At 55.3% G+C, this 25,213-nt stretch carries 23 protein-coding genes and 1 riboswitch; of the genes, 10 read left to right on the top strand and 13 right to left on the bottom strand.

The features are described from left to right. The first annotated feature begins 4 nt into the window (after positions 1–4). Positions 5–988, top strand: a complete 984-nt coding sequence (locus Q7C21_RS17850) for a quinone oxidoreductase (RefSeq protein WP_003855757.1) — start codon at positions 5–7, stop codon at positions 986–988. A 211-nt stretch (positions 989–1,199) separates the two neighbouring features. Here the strand turns inward: Q7C21_RS17850 and pspG are convergent, their stop codons facing one another. From pspG to Q7C21_RS17835, 3 genes are all read right to left on the bottom strand, one after another. Further along, positions 1,200–1,466, bottom strand: coding sequence for an envelope stress response protein PspG (pspG, locus tag Q7C21_RS17845; protein ID WP_003855759.1), 267 nt, complete (start codon positions 1,464–1,466; stop codon positions 1,200–1,202). Between the two features lie 180 nt (positions 1,467–1,646). Then, positions 1,647–2,639 (bottom strand): tRNA dihydrouridine(20/20a) synthase DusA, encoded by a 993-nt coding sequence (gene dusA / locus Q7C21_RS17840; protein ID WP_375150991.1) that lies wholly within the window; start codon positions 2,637–2,639, stop codon positions 1,647–1,649. A 105-nt stretch (positions 2,640–2,744) separates the two neighbouring features. After that, positions 2,745–3,995, bottom strand: coding sequence for a conjugal transfer protein TraF (locus Q7C21_RS17835; RefSeq protein ID WP_039660677.1), 1,251 nt, complete (start codon positions 3,993–3,995; stop codon positions 2,745–2,747). A gap of 450 nt (positions 3,996–4,445) precedes the next feature. On the opposite strand from Q7C21_RS17835, the gene zur reads away from it, so the two are divergent. Beyond that, the gene (gene zur, locus Q7C21_RS17830) at positions 4,446–4,967 is read left to right on the top strand and encodes a zinc uptake transcriptional repressor Zur (protein WP_008926605.1); all 522 of its coding nucleotides are present in this window, start codon (positions 4,446–4,448) and stop codon (positions 4,965–4,967) included. A gap of 89 nt (positions 4,968–5,056) precedes the next feature. Here the strand turns inward: zur and Q7C21_RS17825 are convergent, their stop codons facing one another. The 4 genes from Q7C21_RS17825 to Q7C21_RS17810 form a co-directional block, all read right to left on the bottom strand. Beyond that, complete coding sequence (locus Q7C21_RS17825; protein WP_375150990.1) at positions 5,057–5,269, bottom strand: CsbD family protein; 213 nt, start codon at positions 5,267–5,269, stop codon at positions 5,057–5,059. A gap of 164 nt (positions 5,270–5,433) precedes the next feature. Further along, entirely contained in the window at positions 5,434–6,756 is a 1,323-nt protein-coding gene (gene dinF, locus Q7C21_RS17820) for an MATE family efflux transporter DinF (protein ID WP_039660678.1), read from the bottom strand. A gap of 98 nt (positions 6,757–6,854) precedes the next feature. Next, positions 6,855–7,469: a transcriptional repressor LexA gene (gene lexA / locus Q7C21_RS17815; RefSeq protein WP_003855777.1), complete on the bottom strand. Its 615-nt coding sequence runs from the start codon at positions 7,467–7,469 to the stop codon at positions 6,855–6,857. A gap of 105 nt (positions 7,470–7,574) precedes the next feature. Beyond that, complete coding sequence (locus Q7C21_RS17810) at positions 7,575–7,943, bottom strand: diacylglycerol kinase (protein WP_003855779.1); 369 nt, start codon at positions 7,941–7,943, stop codon at positions 7,575–7,577. A gap of 128 nt (positions 7,944–8,071) precedes the next feature. Between Q7C21_RS17810 and plsB the strand changes: the two genes are divergently transcribed. Beyond that, positions 8,072–10,495, top strand: coding sequence for a glycerol-3-phosphate 1-O-acyltransferase PlsB (plsB, locus tag Q7C21_RS17805; protein ID WP_140916139.1), 2,424 nt, complete (start codon positions 8,072–8,074; stop codon positions 10,493–10,495). Between the two features lie 60 nt (positions 10,496–10,555). Here the strand turns inward: plsB and ubiA are convergent, their stop codons facing one another. From ubiA to Q7C21_RS17785, 4 genes are all read right to left on the bottom strand, one after another. Beyond that, on the bottom strand, positions 10,556–11,440 hold the full coding sequence (ubiA, locus tag Q7C21_RS17800) for a 4-hydroxybenzoate octaprenyltransferase (protein ID WP_003855787.1): 885 nt from the start codon (positions 11,438–11,440) through the stop codon (positions 10,556–10,558). 10 nt (positions 11,441–11,450) lie between these two features. Continuing rightward, positions 11,451–11,963, bottom strand: coding sequence for a chorismate lyase (gene ubiC / locus Q7C21_RS17795; RefSeq protein WP_003855790.1), 513 nt, complete (start codon positions 11,961–11,963; stop codon positions 11,451–11,453). Between the two features lie 86 nt (positions 11,964–12,049). After that, entirely contained in the window at positions 12,050–12,460 is a 411-nt protein-coding gene (gene psiE, locus Q7C21_RS17790; protein ID WP_003855792.1) for a phosphate-starvation-inducible protein PsiE, read from the bottom strand. Between the two features lie 69 nt (positions 12,461–12,529). Beyond that, positions 12,530–13,237 carry a UTRA domain-containing protein gene (locus tag Q7C21_RS17785; RefSeq protein ID WP_008926601.1) on the bottom strand — a complete coding sequence of 236 codons (708 nt, stop codon included), beginning with the start codon at positions 13,235–13,237 and terminating at the stop codon, positions 12,530–12,532. A 206-nt stretch (positions 13,238–13,443) separates the two neighbouring features. Here Q7C21_RS17785 and Q7C21_RS17780 point away from each other — a divergent pair, with 206 nt between their 5' ends. From Q7C21_RS17780 to Q7C21_RS17755, 6 genes are all read left to right on the top strand, one after another. Beyond that, entirely contained in the window at positions 13,444–14,505 is a 1,062-nt protein-coding gene (locus Q7C21_RS17780; RefSeq protein WP_008926600.1) for an ABC transporter substrate-binding protein, read from the top strand. A gap of 20 nt (positions 14,506–14,525) precedes the next feature. After that, on the top strand, positions 14,526–15,338 hold the full coding sequence (locus tag Q7C21_RS17775) for an alkaline phosphatase family protein (protein ID WP_003855799.1): 813 nt from the start codon (positions 14,526–14,528) through the stop codon (positions 15,336–15,338). Further along, positions 15,335–16,180: an ABC transporter permease subunit gene (locus Q7C21_RS17770; protein WP_003855801.1), complete on the top strand. Its 846-nt coding sequence runs from the start codon at positions 15,335–15,337 to the stop codon at positions 16,178–16,180. Before Q7C21_RS17775 ends, Q7C21_RS17770 begins: the two co-directional genes overlap by 4 nt. An 11-nt stretch (positions 16,181–16,191) precedes the next feature. Then, positions 16,192–16,977, top strand: coding sequence for an ABC transporter permease (locus tag Q7C21_RS17765; RefSeq protein ID WP_003855803.1), 786 nt, complete (start codon positions 16,192–16,194; stop codon positions 16,975–16,977). Positions 16,978–16,979: 2 nt separating this feature from the next. Then, positions 16,980–17,972 (top strand): ABC transporter ATP-binding protein, encoded by a 993-nt coding sequence (locus Q7C21_RS17760; protein WP_003855804.1) that lies wholly within the window; start codon positions 16,980–16,982, stop codon positions 17,970–17,972. Positions 17,973–18,081: 109 nt separating this feature from the next. Continuing rightward, positions 18,082–19,707 carry a Na/Pi cotransporter family protein gene (locus tag Q7C21_RS17755; protein WP_003855807.1) on the top strand — a complete coding sequence of 542 codons (1,626 nt, stop codon included), beginning with the start codon at positions 18,082–18,084 and terminating at the stop codon, positions 19,705–19,707. Between the two features lie 85 nt (positions 19,708–19,792). Here Q7C21_RS17755 and panS read toward each other — a convergent pair whose 3' ends face one another. After that, positions 19,793–20,710, bottom strand: a complete 918-nt coding sequence (gene panS, locus Q7C21_RS17750) for a ketopantoate/pantoate/pantothenate transporter PanS (protein WP_003855809.1) — start codon at positions 20,708–20,710, stop codon at positions 19,793–19,795. A 260-nt stretch (positions 20,711–20,970) separates the two neighbouring features. Beyond that, positions 20,971–22,323 (bottom strand): lysine-sensitive aspartokinase 3, encoded by a 1,353-nt coding sequence (lysC, locus tag Q7C21_RS17745; RefSeq protein WP_003855819.1) that lies wholly within the window; start codon positions 22,321–22,323, stop codon positions 20,971–20,973. Positions 22,324–22,436: 113 nt separating this feature from the next. Continuing rightward, a riboswitch (Lysine riboswitch) is annotated at positions 22,437–22,629 on the bottom strand. A gap of 391 nt (positions 22,630–23,020) precedes the next feature. Here lysC and pgi point away from each other — a divergent pair. Beyond that, entirely contained in the window at positions 23,021–24,667 is a 1,647-nt protein-coding gene (gene pgi, locus Q7C21_RS17740) for a glucose-6-phosphate isomerase (protein ID WP_008926599.1), read from the top strand. The last annotated feature ends 546 nt before the right edge of the window (positions 24,668–25,213 follow it).

The following is a 25,213-nucleotide window of genomic DNA, read 5'->3' as shown; positions in this document are numbered from 1 at the left end:
CAGAATGGCAAAGCGTATTCAGTTCAGCGCACATGGCGGTCCGGACGTTTTAGCGTGGACGGATTTTGAACCTGCTGACCCCGCTGAACATGAAGTGCAGGTTGAAAATCGCGCTATCGGGATTAATTACATCGATACTTATGTTCGCAGCGGGCTCTATCCGGTTGCCGATTTTCCCTCAGGCCTGGGGACAGAAGCCGCGGGCGTGGTGTCGCGCGTAGGCCATGGTGTGACCCTGTTTAAACCCGGCGATCGCGTGGTCTACTGCATGGCGGCTATGGGTGCTTACAGTGACGTGCACAACGTGGCGGAAGATCGCCTGATGCATCTTCCGGAAGCCATCAGCTTTGAGCAGGGCGCAGCCAGCTTTCTGAAAGGACTCACCACGCAATATCTGTTGCGCCAGACCTATAAAATCAGCGCCGGTGAGACCTTCCTGTTTCATGCTGCCGCCGGCGGCGTCGGGTTAATCGCCTGTCAGTGGGCAAAAGCGCTGGGTGCGCATTTGATCGGCACTGTGGGTTCAGCGGAAAAAGCCACAATGGCGAAAAATGCCGGCGCCTGGGCGACCATTAATTACCGCGAAGAGAACATTGCACAACGCGTCAGCGAGCTGACTGAAGGGAAAAAAGTGGCCGTGGTGTATGACTCCGTGGGTAAAGATACCTGGGAGGCGTCGCTGGACTCGCTGCGCCGTCATGGCCTGATGGTCAGTTTTGGTAACGCATCGGGGCCGGTAACCGGCGTTGATCTCAGTATTCTGAATAAGAAAGGCTCACTGTTTGTGACCCGCCCTTCACTCTTTGGCTATGTCACCAACCGTCAGGAGCTGGAAATCGCCAGCGCCGAACTGTTCTCTCTGCTGGCGAGTGGCGCAATTAAAGTGGATGTGCCGGAACAGCAGAAGTTTGCGCTGAAAGAGGCCAGCAAAGCGCACCAGTTGCTGGAGAGCCGCGCCACGCAGGGATCCTGTCTGTTAATCCCGTGATTGAAGGCGACAAAAAGGGCTTCCCATGGGAAGCCCTCTTCTGTTTTTTATTTTTTGTTCGCGCTGGTGTAGGGACAGCGGTGATGAATTCATGTCGAGTCGATGGCACATCGATTTGACCCCAGGCATCCTGCCAGAAAACATAAGTAAAAAGTATGGTTAATTGCAGTTCAGCGCTGAGCAATCTCTCACACTGTGATCATCACCGCATTTAGCGCCAGCCTTTACGGTCCAGCCTGTCGATTTTACGTCTCAGCTTACGACGCGCTCGCGCATCGCTGTCGCCAAAAAAGGCCCGATGCAGCCACACAGCGATTACCGCCAGCACCAGCCACGGCAATACTTTGATCACGAGTGCGAACAGTCCACCGACAAACATCACGATGGTTGCGACAACCAGTGCCGCCAGCACACCAATCAGCGAAACACCGGTCAGCAACAGCATCAGGAAAAACCCTAATACGAATAATATTTCCACGTCAGCGCTCCTTTTTTGAAATCGATTGTTATCGCTATTACAAGAAGCGTGCCAACCATTAATTCATTGATTTTTATATAATAAAAATCAAAAGCCGCATGACGCTTTGGCGAAAAAAACCATAAAGTGGCGTAAAAAAAACCAGCCCTGATGGCTGGTTTTTCAGGACGGGATTGCAGATCAGGCTTCCTGCGGGATCTTATCCGCTACCAGCGCCAGCGCGGCTTCCAGCACACGGACATCAGCACCCGGTTTGTGGGCGTTTTCACTCAGGTGGCGTCGCCATTGACGGGCGCCGGGAATGCCCTGGAACAGTCCCAGCATATGGCGCGTGACGTGCCCCAGATAGGTGCCCTTCGCCAGTTCCGCTTCAATGTAGGGGTACATGGCGCGCACCACGTCCACCGGGTTAGCCGCCGGATGCTGACGACCAAACAACGTCTGATCGACCTGCGCCAGAATGCCGGGGTTTTGATAGGCTTCACGTCCCATCATCACACCATCGAGGTGTTGCAGATGAGTCAGTGCCTCTTCCAGCGTTTTCACGCCGCCATTCAGCGCGATCGTCAGATGCGGAAAATCGCGTTTCAGCTGATAGACGCGTGGATAATCCAGCGGGGGAATTTCGCGGTTCTCTTTAGGGCTGAGGCCAGAGAGCCAGGCTTTGCGCGCATGAATGATAAATGTCTCGCATTCGCCGCGTCCCGCCACCGTGCCGATGAAATCAGTCAGAAATTCATAGCTATCCAGCTCATCAATCCCGATGCGGGTTTTCACCGTGACCGGAATGGAGACCACGTCGCGCATCGCTTTAATGGCATCCGCAACCAGATTCGCTTCGGCCATCAGGCAGGCGCCAAATCGACCATTCTGAACGCGATCGGAGGGACAGCCAACATTGAGGTTCACTTCATCGTAGCCACGCTGCTCTGCCAGCTTCGCGCACTGCGCCAGCGCCGCCGGATCGCTTCCACCGAGCTGCAATGCGACCGGATGTTCCGCCTCACTGTAAGCCAGGTAATCCCCTTTGCCATGAATGATCGCGCCCGTGGTCACCATTTCGGTGTAGAGCAGCGTATCGCCGGTCAGCTGACGATGAAAATAGCGACAGTGACGATCGGTCCAGTCGAGCATAGGGGCAATAGAGAAGCGTTGCGAAGAGAAATTAGACATGAAGCGCAGGCAATCCGGTAATTAAAGATGATGGAATTCTGTGCAAGGATAACACAAGGGCGGGCGATAGTGCATCGCCCGACCCCGACAGCCTGAATAACGCGGTTAGAAGTTAAAGCCGAGCTGCATCATCGCGCCCCAGGTGTTGTTAGCACCCACTGAGCCAGCCAGATCCAGATGGACGGCTTTGTTAAACGGTGACACACCAAAACCTGCTGTGGCGACATTCTCGTCGTGAGAACGCATGTCCGCACGATAACCGCCACGCAGCTGCAGCCAGTCAAATACGCGGTATTCCGCGCCCACCGCCGCATACTGGCTGTTATCCTGGCTTTTGAAGCGTTTGGTTTCCGTCAGATCCACATCGCCCGTCACGGTAAACGGACCTTTATCCCAGGAGAGACCGGTGGTGACCAGCGGGCGAATCTGGTAGGTGTCGCGGTAACCATTCACTTCTTTGGTCTGCAGATCGCGTGAAACCAGGTTCTGTCCGGTCACGCCCAGCGTCCAGTTTTCAGCAAAGGTGGTCGCCAGACCGGCATCAACGTTAAAGCCGGTGTCGGTGCTGCGATACTTACTATTGTTGATGTCGTTCTTGTCGTAGTTGTAGATGCTGGCGGTATAGTTATAGAGCCAGGTTTTCTGCACTTTTGGCGTCACACCAACAGATACTGGCTGACCGGCGATGGTGAACTCATGCGCCACCGCGACACCGTAATCGGTGGTCAGTGCCGCCAGGCCATTGGCGCTGGAGCGCAGGTTATTTTGATCGCCAGGACGTGGGAACCGCGTACCGTCAGCAACACCGCGCAGATAGTCGATATCACCCTGTACGACATTGGCGCGGACGTGCGCGGTTCCGTAGGCTTTGGTGATAAAGGCGAAAGGCAGGGTCTCATTGGGGATAGTCACGGCCACGGCCGCACCCGCACTGCCATCCGCTTTGTTGCCACGCAAATCGCTGAGTTTGTTAGCGACATCGCCGGAGGCGGCGCGTAATTCAGGGTAGCCGCGGAAGAAATCCGCTGGCGTAAAGTTATTCAGCACTGTGCGGTAACGATCCACGGTGTCCGAAATATCATCAACTTTATCAAGCAGCTTATCTTTGTCAGTAACCTGAATACCCGCTGAAGGAACAATAATGCTGACGTTATCGTCGGGTTTAGCACGCGTCATCAATGCCGGGTTCGCCAGCACTGCGGAACCATAAAGAGAAGATGCTACGCCGGTGCCACCCATGGCGTCATTACGTGCATCGTACCAGGTCCCTGCCGCCATGGCGGAAGAAGAAAGGAAAAGCGCGGTCACTACAGCGGAGTACTTCAGCGCTGAACGTTGAGCGGATTTTTTCACCATTTGCCTGCCATCACCTGAGAAATTGTCATTGAAACATTCAACGACTGAATAGTTTGTTAGCCCTATTGTGAACCCTGGCTAACGCGTTATTGCTGTGAATTCAAAGGAAACAGTGTCTTAATTCAAAGGATTGGACGTTTTCCAATCAAAAAACCGTTGTAATAGTTCAGACTGCATCGGTGCATTTCAAACAATGCCAGACTTTTCTTAAGTCTTTCTGAACATTACTTCTTAACTCAGTGAGATGCAAAGCAAAATGCCAACAAATTCCGCTTCAGACGGTTGCAGAATGGATCTGAATTATCGTCATATTTGAGATAAAAAGCGGGCTGAATTCTAAATATGCTGCTTTATCAGGCGAATAATGCTGTTTTATCAGACAAAAACCAACCTCAGCACCGCGAAACTATGTGTGATAAAATAACATCACTTATCCAGCGGAGAATTTTCATGACCAACCTGACGTCGCAGCAAATTTTGATTCAGGCCGAAAAAATGTGCCTGCAGCGCGGTGTGCGTCTGACTTCGCAGCGTGCTGAGGTGTTGCGCCTGATGGCGGAACAGCCGGGCTCTATCAGCGCCTACGACCTGCTGGATCAACTTCGCGTCAGCGAACCACAGGCTAAGCCGCCCACGGTCTATCGGGCGCTGGACTTTCTGCTGGAACAGGGTTTCATTCATCGGGTGGAATCCAACAATAGCTACGTCATGTGTCACCACTTTGAAGCACCGGCACATACGTCAGTCATGCTGGTCTGTGACCGTTGTGCAGCCGTTACTGAGAAACAGGCACAGGGCGTAGAAAAGATTATCGCGACACTGGCGGGTGAAGCGCAGTTTGCATTACGCCACAGCGTGATTGAAGCACATGGTTTATGTGAAAGTTGTGCCGTCGTTGAAGCCTGCACGCACCATGAGAGTTGCGATCATAATCATCAGGATGAGGGTAAAAAGCGGGGAAAACGCGGCTGACGGGCACATCCTTGTGCGGTTCCGTCCCTGTACTGTTCCGGTGCAGGCGCGCCGGAACGATTTTAGCGGGCTATCGGGGAATGCGCTGATTACCAGCGGTAATCTTTATTGGTGCCTTCCCAGTCTGCTACTTCGCACTCTGCTTCATCTTTTGCATAGCCGTAGCGTTCCTGGATTTTACCGACCAGCTGATCGCGTTTACCTTCGATAACCTGCATATCATCGTCGGTCAGCTTGCCCCATTTCTCTTTCATTTTGCCTTTGAACTGCTTCCAGTTGCCGCTCGCTTCATCTTTGTTCATGGCAGACCTCCAATCCTCGGGTTAAATAATTATCTTGCTGCTTAACAAAATAACGATACAAAGCGCGGGTTAACTTCGCTTGTTAGAGTTAATTGTAGTAGCCAATTTCAAAAATGCAGAATAATACAGAATAATCCGTATCCTCCCGGGTCAGCGCTGCTGGATCACGCCTCAAACCAGCTGTTCTGACGCCAGTGCTTACGCCAGATGAGCCACAGTGACAGGCCGCGCAGCGCCAGGAATACCGTCACCGCCAGCCAGAGACCGTGGTTGCCCAGCAACGGTACGCTGAGCAGCGTCAGAAAGTAGCCAGCCGCCGCCACGACCATGCTGTTACGCATCTCGCGTCCACGTGTCGCCCCGATGAACATTCCATCCAGCAGATAACACCAGACGCCGATCAGCGGCATGATTATCTGCCAGACCAGATAGCGGTCAGCTGTCTGCTGCAGTGACTCAAGCGAGGTCAGCAGGGTAACAATCTGCGGGCCAAAAATGGCATAAACCAGCGAGAAGAAGAGCGCGACTACCACCGCCTGCCGACAGGCTGAGTGCCAGACGTGCTGCAATTTACTGCCATCTTTTGCGCCATGCGCTTCGCCGGCAAAAGCTTCAACCGCGTAGGCAAAACCATCCAGCGCGTAGGCAGTAAAGGTAATGAACATCAGTAATACCGCGTTAACCGCCACCACATCCGGACCCAGCCGCGCACCCAGCACGGTCAGCGAGGCGAAACAGAGCTGCAGCATCAGAGAGCGCAACATGATATCCCGGTTCAGTCGCAGCAGTCGGCCGCTGTCACCGCGCCAGCTCTGCTTCAGCAGATTAAACGTAATACCGCGCAGCTTTAACACCCGCCAGACCATGATGCCGCCGACGCCCAGCGTGATGTACTCCGCCAGCGCCGTGGCGGTTGCTGCTCCCGCGACACCCCAGTGCAGCCCCATCACCAGCCAGAGATCGAGCACGATGTTCACCAGATTGCCCACTATCAGCAGGATTACCGGCGCCCGCGCATACTGAACGCCCAACAGCCAGCCCAGGATGACCAGGTTTGCCAGCGTTGCAGGTGCACTGAGCCAGCGAATCTGAATAAACAGCGCCGCCTGTTCCAGTACATCAGGATTGCCACCTACCAGATGGGTCGCCAGCTGAATAATCGGATAACGCAATGCGATGAACAGCACGCCGGCCAGCAGCGCAATGATCAGCGGCTGCGTCAGCGCGCGTGCCAGAGCGGTTTTATCGCCCGCACCAAACGCCTGCGCCGTCAGGCCAGTGGTACTCATTCGAAGGAAAAGCAGCAGCATAAAGAGGAAGCTGGTCACTGTGGTCCCGACCGCAACCCCGCCAAGATAGACAGGGCTGTCGAGATGACCAATAACTGCAGTATCGACCACGCCCAGTAAGGGAACGGTGATATTTGAAAGGATCATCGGCAGCGCAAGCCGCCAGAGATTTTTATCCGTTGCCGTGATAAAGCGCATTCGCCGTTCCGTGCTCAGTGTCGCTGCAGCAAAGCAGGCAACAAAATTAGGGCAGACAGAATAGCATCAGAAAAGGCGAATGCACGCAGGCCTCAGAATCAAAGCCACTCGCCGTTACGCACCACGCCAACCGCAAGACCTTCAATGGTCAGTGACTGCGCACGGGTGTCGACCACGATAGGGTCAAAATCGCTGTTTTCAGGCAGAAGATGCACGATAGCACCCTGCTTTTTCCAGCGTTTAACGGTGACTTCATCATCAATGCGTGCAACGACAACCTGACCGTTGCGCACATCCTGGGTTTTATGTACCGCGAGCAGGTCGCCGTCCATAATCCCGATATCTTTCATCGACATTCCGCTGACGCGCAGCAGGAAGTCGGCAGAAGGCTTGAACAGGCCCGGATCCACTTTGTAGTGGGTTTCGATATGTTCCTGCGCCATGATCGGCTCACCGGCAGCAACCCGGCCAATCAGCGGTAGTCCTTCTGAAACTTCTTCTTCCATTAACAGACGAATGCCGCGTGATGCACCCGAAACGATCTCAATAACGCCTTTACGCGCCAGCGCTTTCAGATGCTCTTCAGCCGCATTTGGCGAACGGAAGCCCAGTTGCGCGGCGATCTCTGCACGCGTAGGCGGCATGCCCGTTGAAGATATATGGTCGCGAATCAGGTCATAGACCTGCTGCTGCCTGCTGGTTAATGCTTTCATCCCGCCCCCTGGTTGTTTATACAGTCGCTGTGAGTATATACAGGTATTGGCGAAATGGAAACCGATTGTCAGGGAAAACGCGCCCTCAGGCGCGTTATGGAAGGCTTATCGCAAATGTGTCCAGAGCAGCGCGACCCAGACAAACAGGGCCAGTAAGATGCTGATCAGTACCGCCGCCGAGCCCATGTCTTTGGCCCGGCCCGCCAGGGGATGATGTTCCTGACCAATCCGGTCAACCACCGCTTCAATGGCGCTATTGAGGATTTCGACAATGACGACCAGCACCACGGCGCCAATCATGAGGATGCGGGCGATCACATCGACATCCAGCCAGCACGCGATAATAATAGCGGCCAGCGCAGCCAGTGCTTCCTGCCGAAAGGCGGCTTCATGCTGCCAGGCGGCACGCAGTCCCTGCCAGGAGTAACCTGCGGCTTTTACTATTCTGATAAGTCCGGTGGCATTATTTGCCATGATGTGGGAACCCTTTCATTCAATTGACGTCAATGTCTGGGCTGCGTGCAATTGGCACCACCACAGATCTTCGCTGCGCTTTCTGGTATGCTTGCGGCGCTTTGCTAACAAGAGGCTTCATGTTGTCTATGTCAGGTTGGCGTAAACTCTATTACAAATTACTTAATTTACCACTCTCCTTTTTGGTAAAAAGTAAGGCCATTCCGGCCGATCCCGTGTCTGAACATGGTCTGGATCCGACCCGACCTATTATGTATGTTTTGCCTTACGATTCGAAGGCTGACTTACTGACTTTACGCGCACAGTGTCTGCGGCATCATCTGCCCGATCCGCTGATTCCGCTGGAGATTGATGGTTCGCTGCTGCCGCGCCACGTGTTTATTCATAATGGCCCACGCGTATTTCCCTATTTTGTGCCCAGCGTTGAATCGGTAAAAATCTTTCACGATTACCTCGACCTGCATCGCAATAATCCTGAGCTGGATATTCAGATGCTGCCGGTCACCGTGATGTTTGGTCGTGCGCCAGGACGTGAAGTCCAGGGCGAAGCGACGCCGCATCTGCGTGTGCTGAATGGGGTGCAGAAATTCTTTGCGGTCATCTGGCACGGACGTGACAGTTTTGTCCGCTTCTCGCCGACCGTCTCGCTGCGCCGCATGGCAACGGAACACGGTACGGACAAGTCGATTGCCCAGAAACTGGCTCGCGTGGCACGCATCCATTTTGCCCGTCAGCGACTGGCGGCGATCGGCCCGCGTTTACCGGCGCGTCAGGATCTGTTTAATCGTCTGCTGCAATCCAAAGCGATTGAAAAAGCCGTCGAAGATGAAGCGCGCAGCAAAAAAATCTCCCATGAGAAAGCCCAGCAGAATGCTGTTGAGATGATGGAAGAGATCGCTGCTAACTTCTCCTATGAAGCCATTCGCGTCACCGACCGTGTGATGGGCTGGCTCTGGAGTCGTCTCTATCAGGGCATCAACGTCAATGGCGGTGAAAAAGTTCGCCAGCTGGCGCAGGATGGCCACGAGATTGTCTATGTACCCTGCCATCGCAGCCATATGGATTATCTGCTGCTCTCCTATGTGCTCTATCATCAGGGGCTGGTGCCGCCGCACATTGCCGCGGGTATCAATCTCAACTTCTGGCCAGCCGGACCGATTTTCCGTCGTCTGGGCGCCTTCTTTATTCGTCGTACCTTTAAAGGCAATAAGCTTTACGCCACGGTATTCCGCGAATATCTCGGCGAGCTGTTCACCCGCGGCTATTCAGTTGAATACTTTGTCGAAGGAGGCCGTTCACGTACCGGTCGCCTGCTGGACCCGAAAACCGGCACCTTAGCCATGACCTTACAGGCGATGCTGCGCGGCGGAAATCGCCCCATCACGCTGGTGCCGATCTACATCGGTTATGAGCACGTGATGGAAGTGGGCACTTACGCCAAAGAACTACGCGGTGCAGCCAAAGAGAAAGAGGGCTTCATGCAGATGGTGCGCGGCTTACGCAAGCTGCGCAATCTCGGTCAGGGTTACGTTAACTTCGGCGAACCGCTGCCGCTGGTCAACTATCTCAATAAGCGGGTGCCGGAATGGCGCGACGCGATCGATCCGATTGAGCCGCAACGTCCGAGCTGGTTAACGCCGACCGTTAATGACATCGCGGCCAGTCTGATGGTGCGTATTAATGAAGCGGGCGCGGCTAACGCGATGAACCTCTGTGTCACGGCGCTGCTGGCGTCACGTCAGCGCTCACTAACCCGTGAACAGCTGATTGAACAGCTGGAGTGCTATACCCAGTTGCTGCGTAATGTGCCTTATTCGCCCAATGCGACCGTACCCGATCTTTCCGCGGAAGCGCTGCTGGATCACGCCCTGGGTATGAACAAATTTGAGAGTGAAAAAGACAGTATTGGCGACATCATCATTCTGCCACGTGAGCAGGCAGTGTTGATGACCTACTACCGTAACAACATTCATCACATGCTGGTGATGCCGTCGCTGATTGCCGCCATTGTTCAGCAACATCAGACGCTGAGTGAAGCGGAACTGCTGCGTCAGGTGAGCCTGGTCTATCCGATGCTGAAGAGTGAACTGTTCCTGCGCTGGCAGACCAATGAGCTGCCACAACTGCTGACTGACGTAAGTCAGGAGCTGGCACGTCAGGGCTTGATTACCTTCGAAGCGGGTGAGTTGCGCTTTACCGCAGCACGCTATCGCACGCTGCAACTGCTGGCTGCTGGTGTGCGCGAAACGCTGCAGCGTTATGCCATTACCTTCTCGATTCTCAGCGCCAAGCCGACGATTAACCGTGGCACGCTGGAGAAAGAGAGCCGGACGCTGGCACAGCGTCTGTCAGTGTTGCACGGAATCAATGCGCCGGAGTTCTTCGACAAAGCGGTCTTTACCTCACTGGTACTGACGTTGCGTGATGAAGGGTATATCAGCGACAGCGGTGATGCCGATGTCGCGCAGACCCTGGCGACCTGGCATATTCTGGCTGACCTGGTCACCAGTGATGTCCGCATGACGATTGAAACCGCGGTGGCGCACGACTGACCGCCGCGCGCATTGTAAAAAGGCGACCTCATGAGGTCGCCTTTTTTATGCCCACAACTTTCAGAACAGCTGACTGAACGGCGGCGTATTCATCAGTACGCCCAGGAACAGCACCATCCCGACGTAGTTGTTATTCAGGAAAGCCTGGAAGCAGGGCTGACGTTCGCGCCCGGCGATCAGCTTCTGCTGATAAACAAACAGCGCAGCCGCCAGCAGCAGCGTCCAGTAGAAAGCACCATTCAGATGCAGCATCATGCCCACCAGCGCCATCAGCAGCAGGGTCGCCAGTTGCAGCAGGCCAATGATCAGCTTGTCGAAACGTCCAAATAAAATCGCTGTCGATTTCACACCAATCTTCAGATCATCATCCCGGTCCACCATCGCATACTGCGTGTCATAAGCCACCGTCCAGCAGATATTAGCGATAAATACCAGCCAGCAGACCAGAGGTAAGGACTCACTAACTGCGGACCACGCCATGGGAATTGCCCAGCCAAACGCGGCACCCAAAACGACCTGCGGCAGATGGGTATAGCGCTTCATAAAGGGATAGACCCAGGCCAGCGCCAGCCCCACGACGGAGAGCATAATCGTCATCAGATTCATGGTCAGCACCAGCGCAAACGCCACCAGCGCCAGAATCACAAACAGCAGCTTAGCCTCTTTTGCACTGACCGCGCCGCTGGCCAGTGGACGGTGCTTTGTGCGCTCAACGTGACCATCGACTTTCCGATCGGCGTAGTCATTGATCACACAACCGGCTGCTCGCATCACGAAAACCCCGGCCACAAACACCGCCAGCACCGGCAGCGGCGGAATCGACATATCCGCCAGCCATAACGCCCAGAGCGTTGGCCACATCAGCAGCAGCGTACCGATCGGTTTATCAATACGCATCAGGCGAGCATAGGCCCGCCACTTATTCATACTTACGCTATTTTGCACCACAGAATCCTCAGACCAGATCGCGATAGAGCGGCGATGCCGGCAAAAACAGTTCAGTCAGCAGCAACGGTTTGCCGGAAAGACGCAGGCGTGAACGCCGTCCCCACAATCCCTCTACCTGGCCCGGATCAATAAAATCGCGGGTCAGCGTCGACGAGGAGAAAAGATAGCGACCCAGAGGACGGGTGCCCAGCTGTTGCAGCATCGCCTCTGGCCCGTTGAGGGTACTTTCCGGCACCAGCGTGCGGCCAGCCAACCAGGGCTGATCGTCGCCGAACAGCAGCACTTCACGCAGCCAGAAGCGTTCGTCGTCTGGCAATAACGCCCTTTCCTCACCCAACTCGCTGGCGTCGATAAAGCCTTCACGCAGCGGCTGAACCGTGACCCGCTGACAGTGCTGTTCAAAACGGCGCGTCATTGAATCCTCCTCCATCAGCCAGTCAAGCAAGGGCGGCGCAAGGGTGGCCTGCGACGGAGAAAGCCAGTTGAGCGAACGTAATAAGCTGAGTGCGTCTTGCGACATAGCACCACTCCCGATAATTTTCAGGTCGCTAGTTTAGCGCAGAGAGGCGATGCGAACACCTGCCGTCGTGTCAGACGGCAGGAGGATTACTCGCGTTTCAGCCGGTTGCTGTTTGCCAGCCACAGGGTGACGACAAGAATCAGAATCGCCGCAGAGTAGCAGAGCGTATCGAAGGGATTTTTATGGTCGACGATGATCAGGCGGATAATCGCCGTGATCCCGATATAGACAAAATAGCGCAGGGGAAAATGATAGCCCGACTGAAAGTACTTAACAATCAGGGCGATAAATTCGAAATAGAGGAAATAGATGACGATTCCATCAATCAGCAGGTAGGAGGAAGCCTGCTCGCTGGTGTTAAACAGCACGTTTGCCAGATGAATCGTTTCTTTGCCTAAAAAGACGATCAGGATAATCGCCAGACTCAGCAGCCCCAGATTCAGCACCCATTGCAGTACCGTTGCAAGGTGGCGGGCCAAAGGATTTTTGTCACTCATGTTGCGCCTTTAAAAAGGAGTTATTAGCGCAGCATCATGCGCGAGTGTGACGCAAATCACAATAACGCCTCAGGCCTCCACATCAACACAGAGCGCATCGTAACGCCAGTATTCACAATCGCAGTCAATCACCTCTTTTTGCTGATTGCGGTTGATGCGGGTGATCAGCAAGCCGGGGCTGCCCGGTGCCACATTCAGTGTGGGCGCTGCGACCTCGGGTAAAGGGCCTGGCATAATCGTAAAACGCGCGCCGCCATAACGAATACCGTAGCGCTGGTCATAGAGATCGGTCAGGGAACGGGTCAGGTCTTCATCAAGCAGGCCAGGGAAAAAACGGGGATTGAGGTAGTGCTCAACATAGAGCACCGCACGTCCATCAATGCGCCGCAGGCGGCGTATGCAGTAAACCGCCGAGCCGGGTGCCAGCCGTAACGCAGTGGCTACGCTCTCGTGCGCCGCGACCTGCTCAGCGGCGATCACCTCAGTGGTTGCCTGACGCCCCTGCTGCGTCGCCATGGCATGAAAGTGGCTGTGATGCAGCGGGTTGTAGATCAGACGCGGCGGTGCGATAAACCAGCCACGACGCAGTTCACGGTAGATCATCCCCTGCGCTTCCAGCTTGCCCAGCGCTTCCCGCAGAGTAATCCGCGTGGTGCTGAACGCCTCGCTTAAGGCACGCTCTGCCGGCAGGCGTCCGCCGCTGAACTCACCTGCCTGAATGCGTGTCAGCAGTGCGCTGGCTATCGCATCCGCCGTTTTGAGTGCTATCGACTCCACAACAGTAGCCTCATTTTGGTGCGACTTCGCACTTTTACTGGTCAGATAAACACGCCTGTGGCGGGCGAACGCGCCACGTCTTTCATCACCCATTCCCCGCACAGCGCCGCTTTGTCATAAATCGTTCATATAGAGGGGCTACATTGGCTCGGTTCTTGCTGGACTAGACCAGCCAGGCCCATCAACTTACACCCGGAGCAACTGAGATGAAAGCGTTTATCGCCTCTGTAGTAGCCAGTGCTGTAGTCCTCACCCTGCCCGTTGCGCAGGCCGCCGATAACGACCTCGCCGCGCTGGAAAAAGCGGCGCGCAGTGAAGGTCAGGTCAACAGCGTCGGGATGCCAGACAGCTGGGCCAACTGGAAAGATACCTGGAACGACATCAGCACCAAATATGGCCTTAAGCACAGCGATACCGATATGTCATCGGCGCAGGAGCTGGCGAAATTTGATGCAGAGAAAGAGAACGCCAGCGCTGACATCGGCGATGTGGGCGCCGCCTTTGGTCCAATCGCTGTCGCGAAGGGTGTAACCCAGCCCTACAAACCGACGCACTGGGATCAGATTCCGGCCTGGGCCAAAGATAAAGAGGGTAACTGGGCACTGGCTTATACCGGCACCATCGCTTTTCTGATCGACAAGCAGCAGGTTAAAGATATCCCCCACAGCTGGGCCGATCTGAAGAAAGGTAAGTATGTGGTTACTATCGGTGACGTCGGCGTGGCAGCTCAGGCGGCCAACGGCGTCCTGGCTGCCAACTACGCCTTAGGCGGTGATGAGAAGAACCTGAAACCGGCGCTGGCCTTCTTTGCCGATCTGGCAAAACAGGGGCGTCTTGGCGTGACCGATCCGGTGATTGCCAACATTGAAAAAGGTGAAGTGCAGATGGCAGTAGTGTGGGACTTTAACGCCCTTAACTACCGCGACCAGATTGACAGAAATCGCTACGAAGTGGTGATTCCGTCTGATGGCTCAGTGACCTCCGGCTACACCACCATCATCAACAAATATGCGAAACACCCTAACGCCGCAAAATTGACGCGCGAATATATCTTCTCAGACCAGGGACAGATCAATCTGGCTAAAGGCTATGCCCGCCCGATTCGTGCTGAGCATCTGACGCTGCCAGCAGACGTTCAGGCTCGCCTGCTGCCGCAATCAGAATATAAAAATGCCCGTCCGGTTAAGGATCAGGCTGCCTGGGATAAATCGTCGAAAATGCTGCCGCGCCTGTGGCAGGAAAACGTCATCATCAACATGCAGCAGTAATTCGCGGCAGGGAGAACGGAATGAAGACCATCCTGGTAGTGCTGGACGGCCTGAGCAATCAGGTCGCACAACATGCAATGGGTTACCTGCATGCCGAATGTTCACAGGGCAACGGGTTCTATTACCGTATGACCTGTGAATTGCCGTCGCTGTCGCGCCCGCTTTATGAGTGCATTCTGACCGGGGTTCCGCCGGTCAGAAGCGGCATTATTCATAATGGCGTTAGCCGGTTAAGTCGCGAGCGCAGCGTGTTTCACTTTGCGCGTGCGGCGGGCCTGACTACGGCGGCGGCGGCCTACCACTGGGTGAGTGAGCTTTACAACCGCACTCCGTTCGTTCCGGCGCGCGATCGTCACACCGATGCGCCGGACCTGCCCATTCAGTTCGGCCACTTCTACTCTGACGATAGCTATCCTGACTCGCATCTGTTTGAAGATGCGGAGAGCCTGCGGCTGCGTCACGATCCCGATTTTCTGCTGATCCACCCGATGAATATCGACGATGCCGGTCATAAGTCGGGGCTCTCTTCGCCGCAGTACCGCAACCGGGCACGTATCGCCGACGGCCTGCTGTCGCAGTGGATGCCGCTGTGGCTGGCCGAGGGCTATCAGGTGATGGTGACCGCCGATCACGGCATGAATGACGATCGCTCCCACGGCGGGATTCTGCCGGAGGAGACCACGGTGCCGCTGTTTGTCTTTGGTCATGCTTTCTCGCTGCAGCCTGACCTTGCGCCGCAGCAAACCGACCTGTGTGGCACGCTGTGTGAACTGCTTGAGGTGGCGCATGACAAGCCGGTCTGCCGCGGCCTGCTGGCGGAGTCACAAAGATGAAGGGAAAAGGCGTCGCACTGCTGCTGCTGTTACCTTTCACCCTGTTCTGGGTCGCCTTCCAGCTGGCACCGCTGTTGTGGATCGCCATCAACAGCTTCTGGAGTGACATGAACAGCCAGTGGGGCTGGGATAACTATCACGACATCCTCACCTCACCCTTCTACCAGCAGGCATTTCGCTTTTCGCTGGATATCTCGCTCTGGTCCAGCGTCTGGGGATTACTGATTGCGCTGGTCACCGGCTATTCGCTGCATCAGCTCGGCGGCGGACGACTGCAGCGCTTTCTTATCTCCTTTACCAACATGACCAGTAACTTTGCCGGTGTCCCGCTGGCGTTTGCCTTTGTGATTCTGCTGGGGCTGAACGGCTGCCTGACGCTGCTGCTGCGCCATTATGGTGTGATTGAGAGCTTCAGACTCTTCTCGCGCAACGGCATGGTACTGGTCTACACCTGGTTTCAGATTCCGCTGGGCGTGCTGCTGCTCTATCCCGCCTTCGACGGGCTGAAAAAAGAGTGGCAGGAGTCGGCCGCACTACTGGGCGCCAGCCGCTGGCGCTACTGGTGGCACATCGGACTGCCAATTCTTTTCCCGGCGCTGCTCGGAACCTTTGTGATTCTGCTGGCGAATGCCCTCGGCGCTTACGCCACGATTTACGCCCTGACCACCGGTAATTTCAACGTGGTTCCGGTGCGCATCGCTGCATTGGTTTCCGGTGATATCTCGCTGGATCCCAACACCGGCAGCGCGCTGGCAATGTTGCTGGTGGCTATCATGGCGCTGATTACCTTGGTACAGCAGTATCTGGTGCGCCGCAGCTATCTCAATGCGAAACAGCCATGAAAGGAGCCGTCATGTCACGTGCTGAGCACCTCTATCATCGAATCATGGTCGGGTTACTCTTTACCCTGCTGGCGCTGCCGTTGCTGGCCACGCTGCTTTATGCAATCTCCTCCGACTGGAGCAATACCATTCTGCCGCAGGGCTACAGCCTGAAGTGGTTCATCCAGCTCTGGAGCGACCCGCGATTTTTGACGGCGCTGGGCCATTCGCTGCTGATTTGCTTTGGTGCGCTGCTGTTCTCGCTAGCGCTGGTGCTGCCTGCCATGTTTGTAATTGCTTACTACTTTCCCCGGCTGGATTCAGTAATGAACATCCTGATCCTGATGCCGTTCGCCGTGCCGCCAGTGGTGTCATCCGTGGGATTACTCCAGCTCTACTCGTCGTCACCACTGATGCTGACCGGCACGCCGTGGATCCTGATTGGCTGTTATTTCACTATCGCACTCCCCTTTATCTACCGGGCACTGTCGAACAATATGCAGGCGATCAATCTCAAAGAGCTGATTGATGCTGCACAGCTGCTGGGGGCCAGTACCTGGCAGGCAGCGATCTGGGTGGTGCTCCCCAACCTGCGCAAAGGGATGCTGATTGCCGTACTGCTCTCTTTCTCCTTTCTGATTGGTGAGTTTGTCTTCGCTAACCTGCTGGTCGGCAACCGCTATGAAACCCTGCAGGTTTACCTCTTCAACATGCGTAACGGCAGCGGTCACTTCACCAGCGCGCTGGTGATCTCCTACTTCTTTGTGGTGCTGCTGGTCACCTGGCTGGCCAACGCCCTGAATCCCGAACGAGGCTGAATATGAGTTACCTTGAGGTCAGAGAGCTGAACAAGTCCTATGGACCGACGCCCATTTTCGAGCAGATCGATTTCAGCGCCGCTGAAGGGGAATTTGTCACCCTGCTTGGCCCCAGCGGCTGCGGTAAATCAACGCTGCTGCGCTGTCTGGCGGGACTAACCAGCGTCGACAGCGGTGAAATCCGGCTGGAAGGCAAAGATATTGTGCCGCTGGCCCCGCAGAAGCGCGCCATCGGCATGGTGTTCCAGAGTTATGCGCTGTTTCCCAACATGACGGTGGAGAAGAACGTCGCGTTTGGCCTGAAGATGCAGAAACTGCCCGAAGCACAAATCCGCCAGCGGGTGCTGGAGGTGCTGGAGCTGGTTGAACTCAGCGACTATGCGCGCCGTTATCCGCACCAGCTGTCGGGCGGGCAGTGTCAGCGCGTGGCGCTGGCGCGTTCACTGGTGACGCGTCCGCGACTGCTGCTACTGGATGAGCCGCTGTCGGCGCTGGATGCGCGTATCCGTCGTCATCTGCGCGATCAGATCCGGCGCATCCAGCGTGAGCTGAATCTCACCACCCTGTTCGTGACCCATGACCAGGAGGAGGCGCTGACGCTCTCCGATCGCATCGTGCTGATGAACCGGGGCAAAATCGTGCAGAACGGCGACGCCGAAGCACTCTATACCCAGCCGGTCGATCTATTCGCCGCCGGATTTATTGGCAACTACAACCTGTTGAGTGCTGAACAGGCAACGCGACTGACCGGTCAGCCTTTTAATAGCCAGGTGGCCATTCGTCCGGAATCGATGCTGTTCACCGCGCCAGACCAGGGCATTCCTGCGGAAATTCTCAGCCACAGTCTGCTGGGCAACGTGATCCGCTATCGGATCCGTGCGCATGACGTCGAACTTTCAGTGGATGTGCTAAACCGCTCGGCGGCGGATTTGCACCCCGCAGGCAGGAAGATTGGTCTACAATTAGAGATGTCGACTTTGCGCCAGGTTGCTTAAAACACAGGAAAAAATCACGCATAGTACGGCAATCCCCTTTCACAGATTGCTCTCTCTGTCAGGCTGGCAGTCTGTGCTGCTTGCAGCCTGACACAAGGAGCGACACCACGTGTTAACCCTGCTTAATCTACTCTCTGCAGTGGCCCTGCTGGTCTGGGGCACGCATATTGTGCGAACCGGCATCATGCGGGTCTATGGTGCCGATCTGCGCCGCGTCCTGAGCCGCAGCATAGAAAAAAAACCGATGGCGTTTCTGGCGGGCATCGGTGTGACCACCCTGGTGCAGAGCAGCAACGCCACGACCTTGCTGGTCACCTCGTTTGTGGCGCAGAATCTGGTCAGCCTGACACCCGCGCTGGTAGTGATTCTGGGTGCGGATGTCGGTACCGCCATCATGGCGCGTATCCTGACCTTTGATCTCTCCTGGCTTTCACCGCTGTTTATCTTTTTTGGCGTGGTCTTTTTCCTCAGCCGCAAGCAGACCCGCGCCGGTCAGTTAGGCCGGGCCAGCATTGGTCTGGGCCTGATTTTGCTGGCATTGCAGCTGATTGTTGAAGCGGCTCGTCCGATTACCCAGGCCGCCGGTGTCCAGGTCCTCTTCTCCAGCCTGACCGGCGACGTGATGCTTGATGCACTGCTGGGTGCGGTATTCGCCATTATCAGTTACTCCAGTCTGGCCGCCGTGCTGATCACCGCAACGCTGACCGCCACCGGGGTCATTTCGTTCAAGGTCGCGCTCTGTCTGGTGATTGGTGCCAACCTTGGGAGTGGCCTGCTGGCGATGATCAACGCCAGCGGCTCGAATGCCGCCGGTAAACGCGTGGCGCTCGGCAGCCTGCTATTTAAGTTCGTTGGCTGCATCGTAATCCTGCCGTTTGTCGATATTGTGGCAACCTGGCTTGATAAGCTGCCGGTTAACGATGAAGAGTTAGTGATTTTCTTCCATGTGTTTTACAACCTGATTCGCTGCGTGGCGATGGTGCCGTTTGCTGACCTGATGGCGCGCCTTTGCCGTCGTATGATTGCCGACGACGTCGATAACGCACTGCACCTCAAGCCTAAGCATCTCGATCGCAGCGCGCTGGATACCCCGGCGCTGGCGCTGGTGAATGCCGCCCGCGAAGCGCTGCGCATCGGTGACGTGGTGGAACAGATGCTGGAGGCGTTTAATAAAGTCGTGCATGGCGAATCCCGCGAGGAGCGCACGGTGCGTCGGCTGGATGATGATGTCGATGTGCTCTATACCGCCATCAAGCTCTATCTGGCGCGGATGCCAAAAGAGGATCTCCCCGAAGAGGATTCGCGCCGCTGGGGCGAAATTATCGAGATGTCGCTGAATCTGGAGCAGGCCGGAGACATTATTGAACGGATGAGCGGCGATGTGGCTGACAAGTCGCTGGCAGCGGGCCGCGCGTTTTCTGCCGAGGGATTAAAAGAGCTGCAGGAGCTGCAGGAGCTGTTGATTGCCAACCTCAGAATGAGCCTGTCGGTGTTTCTGTCGCATGATGTCACCAGCGCCAAACGGCTGCGCCGCGCGAAACATCGCTTCCGCCTGATGATTCGCCGCTACTCTCACGCCCATGTTGATCGCCTGCACCAGCAGAACGTGCAGAGCATTGAGACCAGCTCACTGCACCTCGGTTTACTCGGCGACATGAAGCGCCTGAATTCGCTGTTCTGCAGCGTGGCCTATACCGTGCTGGAACAGCCCGACGATGAGCGGGATTACGAATAAGGCGTGTGAACAGACCGTTGTGTCAGGCTGAAAACACCCGGCGCAACAATAATGAGAAGCGGCGCATCATCATGCGCCGCCACAGTTACTTCTTCTTAATCGGCTTACCGGACCAGTAACCCGCCAGCAGTGAACCTGACAGGTTGTGCCACACCGAGAACAGCGCGCCCGGCAATGCCGCCAGCGGTGAGAAGTAGAGTTTGCCCAGCGTGGCCGCCAGCCCGGAGTTCTGCATGCCAACTTCCAGCGCCAGCGTACGGCAGGTCGACTCATCGAAACCAAACAGCTTGCCACCCCAGTAACCACCAAGCAGGCCAATCGCGTTATGCAGGATTACCGCCGCGATCACCATCAGACCCACCGATCCAATAAAGCCCTGACTGCCCGCCACCACCGCGCTGATGATCAGCAGAATGCAGACCATGGAAAATGCAGGCAGCCAGGGTTCCACCCGGCGAACCACGCTGTTCATGCTGTGATGAATGATCAGCCCAAGGCTAATCGGGATCACCACGATCTTCACAATACTCAGCAGCATACCCACCACATCAACCTGAATGTGGGTATCAACGTAAAAGCGGGTTAACAACGGCGTGGCGAACACCCCCACCAGCGCAGAAACTGACGAGATCGTGACCGACAGCGCCACATCCCCTTTCGCCAGATAGATCATCACGTTGCTGGCGGTGCCGCTGGCCACGGAGCCGACCAGAATCATACCGGCTGCCAGATCGGGCGGCATATGAAACAGTTTTGCCAGTCCCCAGGCGGCTAACGGCATCACCAGATAGTGCAGGAAAGTTCCGGCAATTACCGGCGCAGGTCGGGTCAGCACCCGTTTGAAATCGTCGATATTCAGCGTCACACCCATGCCGAACATAATCAGCATCAGCAGATAGGTGACCCAGGGGCCGATGCCGAGAAAGGTACCAGGAGAGTAATACGCGGCGACAGACAACAGCACGGCCCAGAGCGGGAACAGGCGGGTTAACGTGGCGAGCATAGCCAGACTTCCTTATAAGAATGTTATGTTTTATGCAGGTTTGCCATAGAGAATCGCCAGACAGGAACGACTGCCGTGACGAAGGCGGGATCATAACATTTCATTATCATGGCGTAAGGCGAAGATGGGGCGAGGCGGCAAAATGCGGATCGACTGCTGCCGATCCGCAGAATATTGGCGAAATTACGCTGCTTTTTCCTCTAAACCACGGTAGATCGAACCACCTGGCACGGCACCGATAATCGGCATTAACCAGAGGATTACTCGAACAGATTGCGATGCAGGGTACGTACCACGCTTTCCGCATCGTTGCCGGGCACCAGGAAGCAGAGATTGTAGCTGCTGGCACCGTAGCAAATCATCCGCAGGTTGAACGGATCGAGTACACCAAACACCTCTTTGCCGACACCGCATGCTTTTGACAGCTGGTTGCCGATAATCGCCACCAGCGCCAGATCTTCTTCCACCTCTACCCGGCACAGCGACGAGAGTTCAGTCAGCAAGGCCTGGGTCAGCAGACTGGCGCTGGTTGAGGTCGAGCCGGTGGTGTCGAGGGTCAGCGCCACGCTCACTTCGGAGGTGGTGATCAGGTCAACCGAGACGTTGTGACGTGCCAGAATGTTGAAGAGTTCGGCGAGGAAACCAAACGTATGCAGCATGTTAAGGCTATGCAGCGTTAACAGCGTCTGCTTGCGGCGTAAAGCCAGCGCCCGGAACAACGGCGGGTTACGGGTTTCGTTGCAGACGCGGGTTCCGCCCGCTGCCGGATCCTTGCTGGAACCGACGAAGACCGGAATACCCCGACGCACAGCAGGAAGCAGTGTCGCGGGATGCAGCACTTTCGCGCCAAACGTCGCCATTTCGGCGGCTTCTTCAAAAGTGATCTCGTCAATGCGCTTCGCCGTCGGCACCACGCGGGGATCGGTGGTGTAGATGCCTGGCACATCTGTCCAGATATCCACTCGTGCCGCATTCAGCGCTTCGCCCAGCAGCGCGGCGGTGTAATCACTGCCGCCACGCCCTAAGGTGGTGGTGCGCCCCTCACGTTCACTGCCAATGAAGCCCTGAGTAATGACCAATGCCTGCCCGATGCGCGGCTGTAACTGCGCCGTCGCCTGCTCCGCCAGCACCTCAACATCCGGTACAGCCCGGCCAAAATGATCGTCGGTGCGCATCACTTTACGGACATCGAACCACTCCGCGTTAACCTGACGTTCACGCAGAATTTCCACAAACAGCAGTGATGACATCAGCTCGCCGTGGCTGACCAGTTCATCAGTCAGGGCGTTAGAGGTGGCCAGTGAAGCCGCTTCAGAGAGCATGCTGATATTGTCGATCATCCGATCGATTTCATCGCGGATCACTTCCGGATGCTGCAGGCGATCGACAATGGCATACTGAATACGGCGGATATCATCAAGCAGAACAGCGCGCTGCGGAGCCTGCTGGCCTTCAGCCAGCGCCACCAGCAGATTGGTAATGCCCGCCGAAGCAGAGAGCACAACCAGACGCGTACTGGCGTCCTGCAACACCACATCGGCGCTGCGGTTCATCGCTTCAAAATCGGCTACGCTGGTGCCGCCAAATTTTGCCACTATCAGAGTTTGAGACATGTAGGACCTCGTGTCAGGTTATCTTGTTCTCGCCGATGAAAGGGTCGAGAAACATTCTTTCAGCCAGGCACAAGGAAAGAGCAGAAACGGGCGGACAAGATCAGATAGACGAGTCACCCAGAAGCGCCCCACCTTGCGAAACGTCGACTGCAGACGTTTCTGGTGACAACCCAGAGGATTCAGCCCCTGTAGCCGACAGGCAGCACACCGTGTGCTGACCCACCTCGGCGTCGCTCCCCATTATGTGTTTTCACCGGATACGGTTCCTCCAACACACTACCTGGGCGACGCGCCTCTTCTGGCTTGCGCACAGGTGCGCAAGTAGGCGCATAGATTTAGCCTTTTCTGGACCTGCTGTCAATGTCAGCGATGGCTGGAGAGCCGCATCAGAAAACAAATTAACCCGCGCCGCAGCGGCTACAGTGCTTAATGGGTTCAGCACCTGCAGCAATCCCTGATACGGCACAACGTTTTGCGCAGACTTTTGCGCCACACTTTGCTGCGCGCGGGGTCTGTGCACCGCAGGGTGTTCGCGCCAGTGAATGCTGACGATAAACCACAGCGTGCCGATCGCCTGTCCGGTGCGCGCTGACAAAATTTTTCCTTTCAGTTACAACTGTGGTCATACTGAAACGCTAAACGGGCATGATGTGCCTCCGATGGAATGACGGTTCTTAATATCAACAAGAGTGTTGCCATGAAAAATATCAATCCGACACAAACCGCAGCCTGGAAAGCGCTGCAACAGCATTTTGAGCAGATGAAATCGGTAGAAATTGCCGATCTGTTCGCCCAGGATGCCGATCGTTTTGCCAAATTCTCTGCCACCTTTGATGATCAGATGCTGGTGGATTTCTCCAAAAACCGCATCACCCAGGAAACGCTCGATAAGCTCCAGGCGCTGGCCAAAGAGACCGATCTCAGCGGTGCCATCAAGTCTATGTTCTCGGGTGAGAAGATTAACCGCACTGAAGATCGTGCGGTGTTGCATGTCGCACTGCGCAACCGGAGCAACACGCCGATTCTGGTGGATGGCAAAGATGTGATGCCAGACGTCAACGCGGTGCTGGACAAGATGAAAGGCTTCTCAGAGCGCATCATCAGCGGCGAATGGAAAGGCTATACCGGTAAAGCGATCACTGACGTGGTCAATATCGGCATCGGCGGCTCCGACCTCGGCCCGTTTATGGTGACAGAGGCGCTGCGCCCGTATAAAAACCATCTGAACATGCATTTTGTCTCCAACGTTGACGGCACCCATATCGCCGAAACGCTGAAAGACCTCAGCCCGGAAACCACCCTGTTCCTGGTTGCCTCCAAGACCTTCACGACTCAGGAAACTATGACCAACGCCCACAGTGCGCGCGACTGGTTCCTGAAAACTGCTGGCGATCAGCAGCACGTAGCGAAACACTTTGCTGCGCTGTCGACCAATGCCAAAGCGGTGGGTGAATTCGGTATCGACACGAACAACATGTTTGAATTCTGGGACTGGGTTGGCGGCCGCTATTCACTGTGGTCAGCCATCGGTCTGTCGATCATTCTCTCAATTGGCTTCGAAAACTTCGAGCAGCTGCTGAGCGGCGCACATGCCATGGACCAGCATTTCGCAACGACCCCGGCTGAGCAGAACCTGCCGGTGCTGCTGGCGCTGATTGGCATCTGGTACAACAATTTCTTTGGTGCTGAAACCGAAGCGATTCTGCCTTATGACCAGTACATGCACCGCTTTGCCGCCTATTTCCAGCAGGGAAATATGGAGTCAAACGGCAAGTATGTGGATCGCGCCGGTCATCCGGTGGACTACCAGACTGGCCCCATCATCTGGGGTGAACCTGGCACTAACGGTCAGCACGCGTTTTATCAGCTGATCCATCAGGGCACCAAGCTGGTTCCGTGTGACTTTATTGCGCCGGCTATTACCCATAACGCGCTGACAGATCACCATCCGAAGCTGCTCTCTAACTTCTTTGCCCAGACCGAAGCGCTGGCGTTTGGTAAATCACGCGACGTTGTCGAGAAAGAGTTTACCGATGCCGGTAAATCTGCAGAGTCAGTGGCCCATATCGTGCCGTTCAAAGTGTTTGAAGGGAATCGCCCGACTAACTCCATCCTGCTGCGTGAGATCACCCCATACAGCCTGGGTGCGCTGATTGCCCTGTATGAGCACAAAATCTTCACTCAGGGCGCCATCCTGAATATCTACACTTTCGATCAGTGGGGTGTGGAATTAGGTAAGCAGCTGGCAAACCGTATTCTGCCGGAACTGGAAAATGAGGATGAAATTACCACTCACGACAGTTCCACCAATGCCTTAATTAATCGTTATAAATCCTGGCGTTAATCGGCATTAATTTTACCGGGCGGCAACCTTGTCGCCCTTTTTTTGTCTGTTTTAACATCTTATTGGGTAATTCATCAGGACAGAGATGCCTGCCAGCACGGGAAAAGTCTTAAAATACCCCAGGATAATTCTGAACATCACGCTCCGGAACAGCGTTTAATCCAGTATAAAGTGGATCTGATAATAGCGACTTTACGAGGTTAACTATTGATTCATAGCCATATTTAATTTAAGACCTTCTGAGTAAATTCTGATTATTCTTATTCCGTACCATTTATAAATAAAAAAGAACATTACGCTTTGCATTCCCCTTAGCAGCAGCGAAATATAGGGTATCAACCGGAAATACTCCGATATAAAAAGCAGTTATCCCCAATATTACTGATTAAATCACGCAATCATCCCGCCATTTGACCTGGTTTTTATAGCACTGAACTCTGATATTTTGTTGCCCTATAATGAACGCGCCCGCAATGGGACTGTCCGTCGCACTGGTCGCAGCCTGTCTGCATAGCCATTGTCGCTGGTCAGAGATCCTTCATTCAC

The sequence above is a fragment of the Pantoea sp. ANP04 genome (assembly GCF_041982285.1).
Lineage (GTDB): Bacteria > Pseudomonadota > Gammaproteobacteria > Enterobacterales > Enterobacteriaceae > Pantoea > Pantoea eucalypti.
Note: the sequence above shows the minus strand (reverse complement) of the source record. Positions and strands in the feature narration are given on the sequence as shown.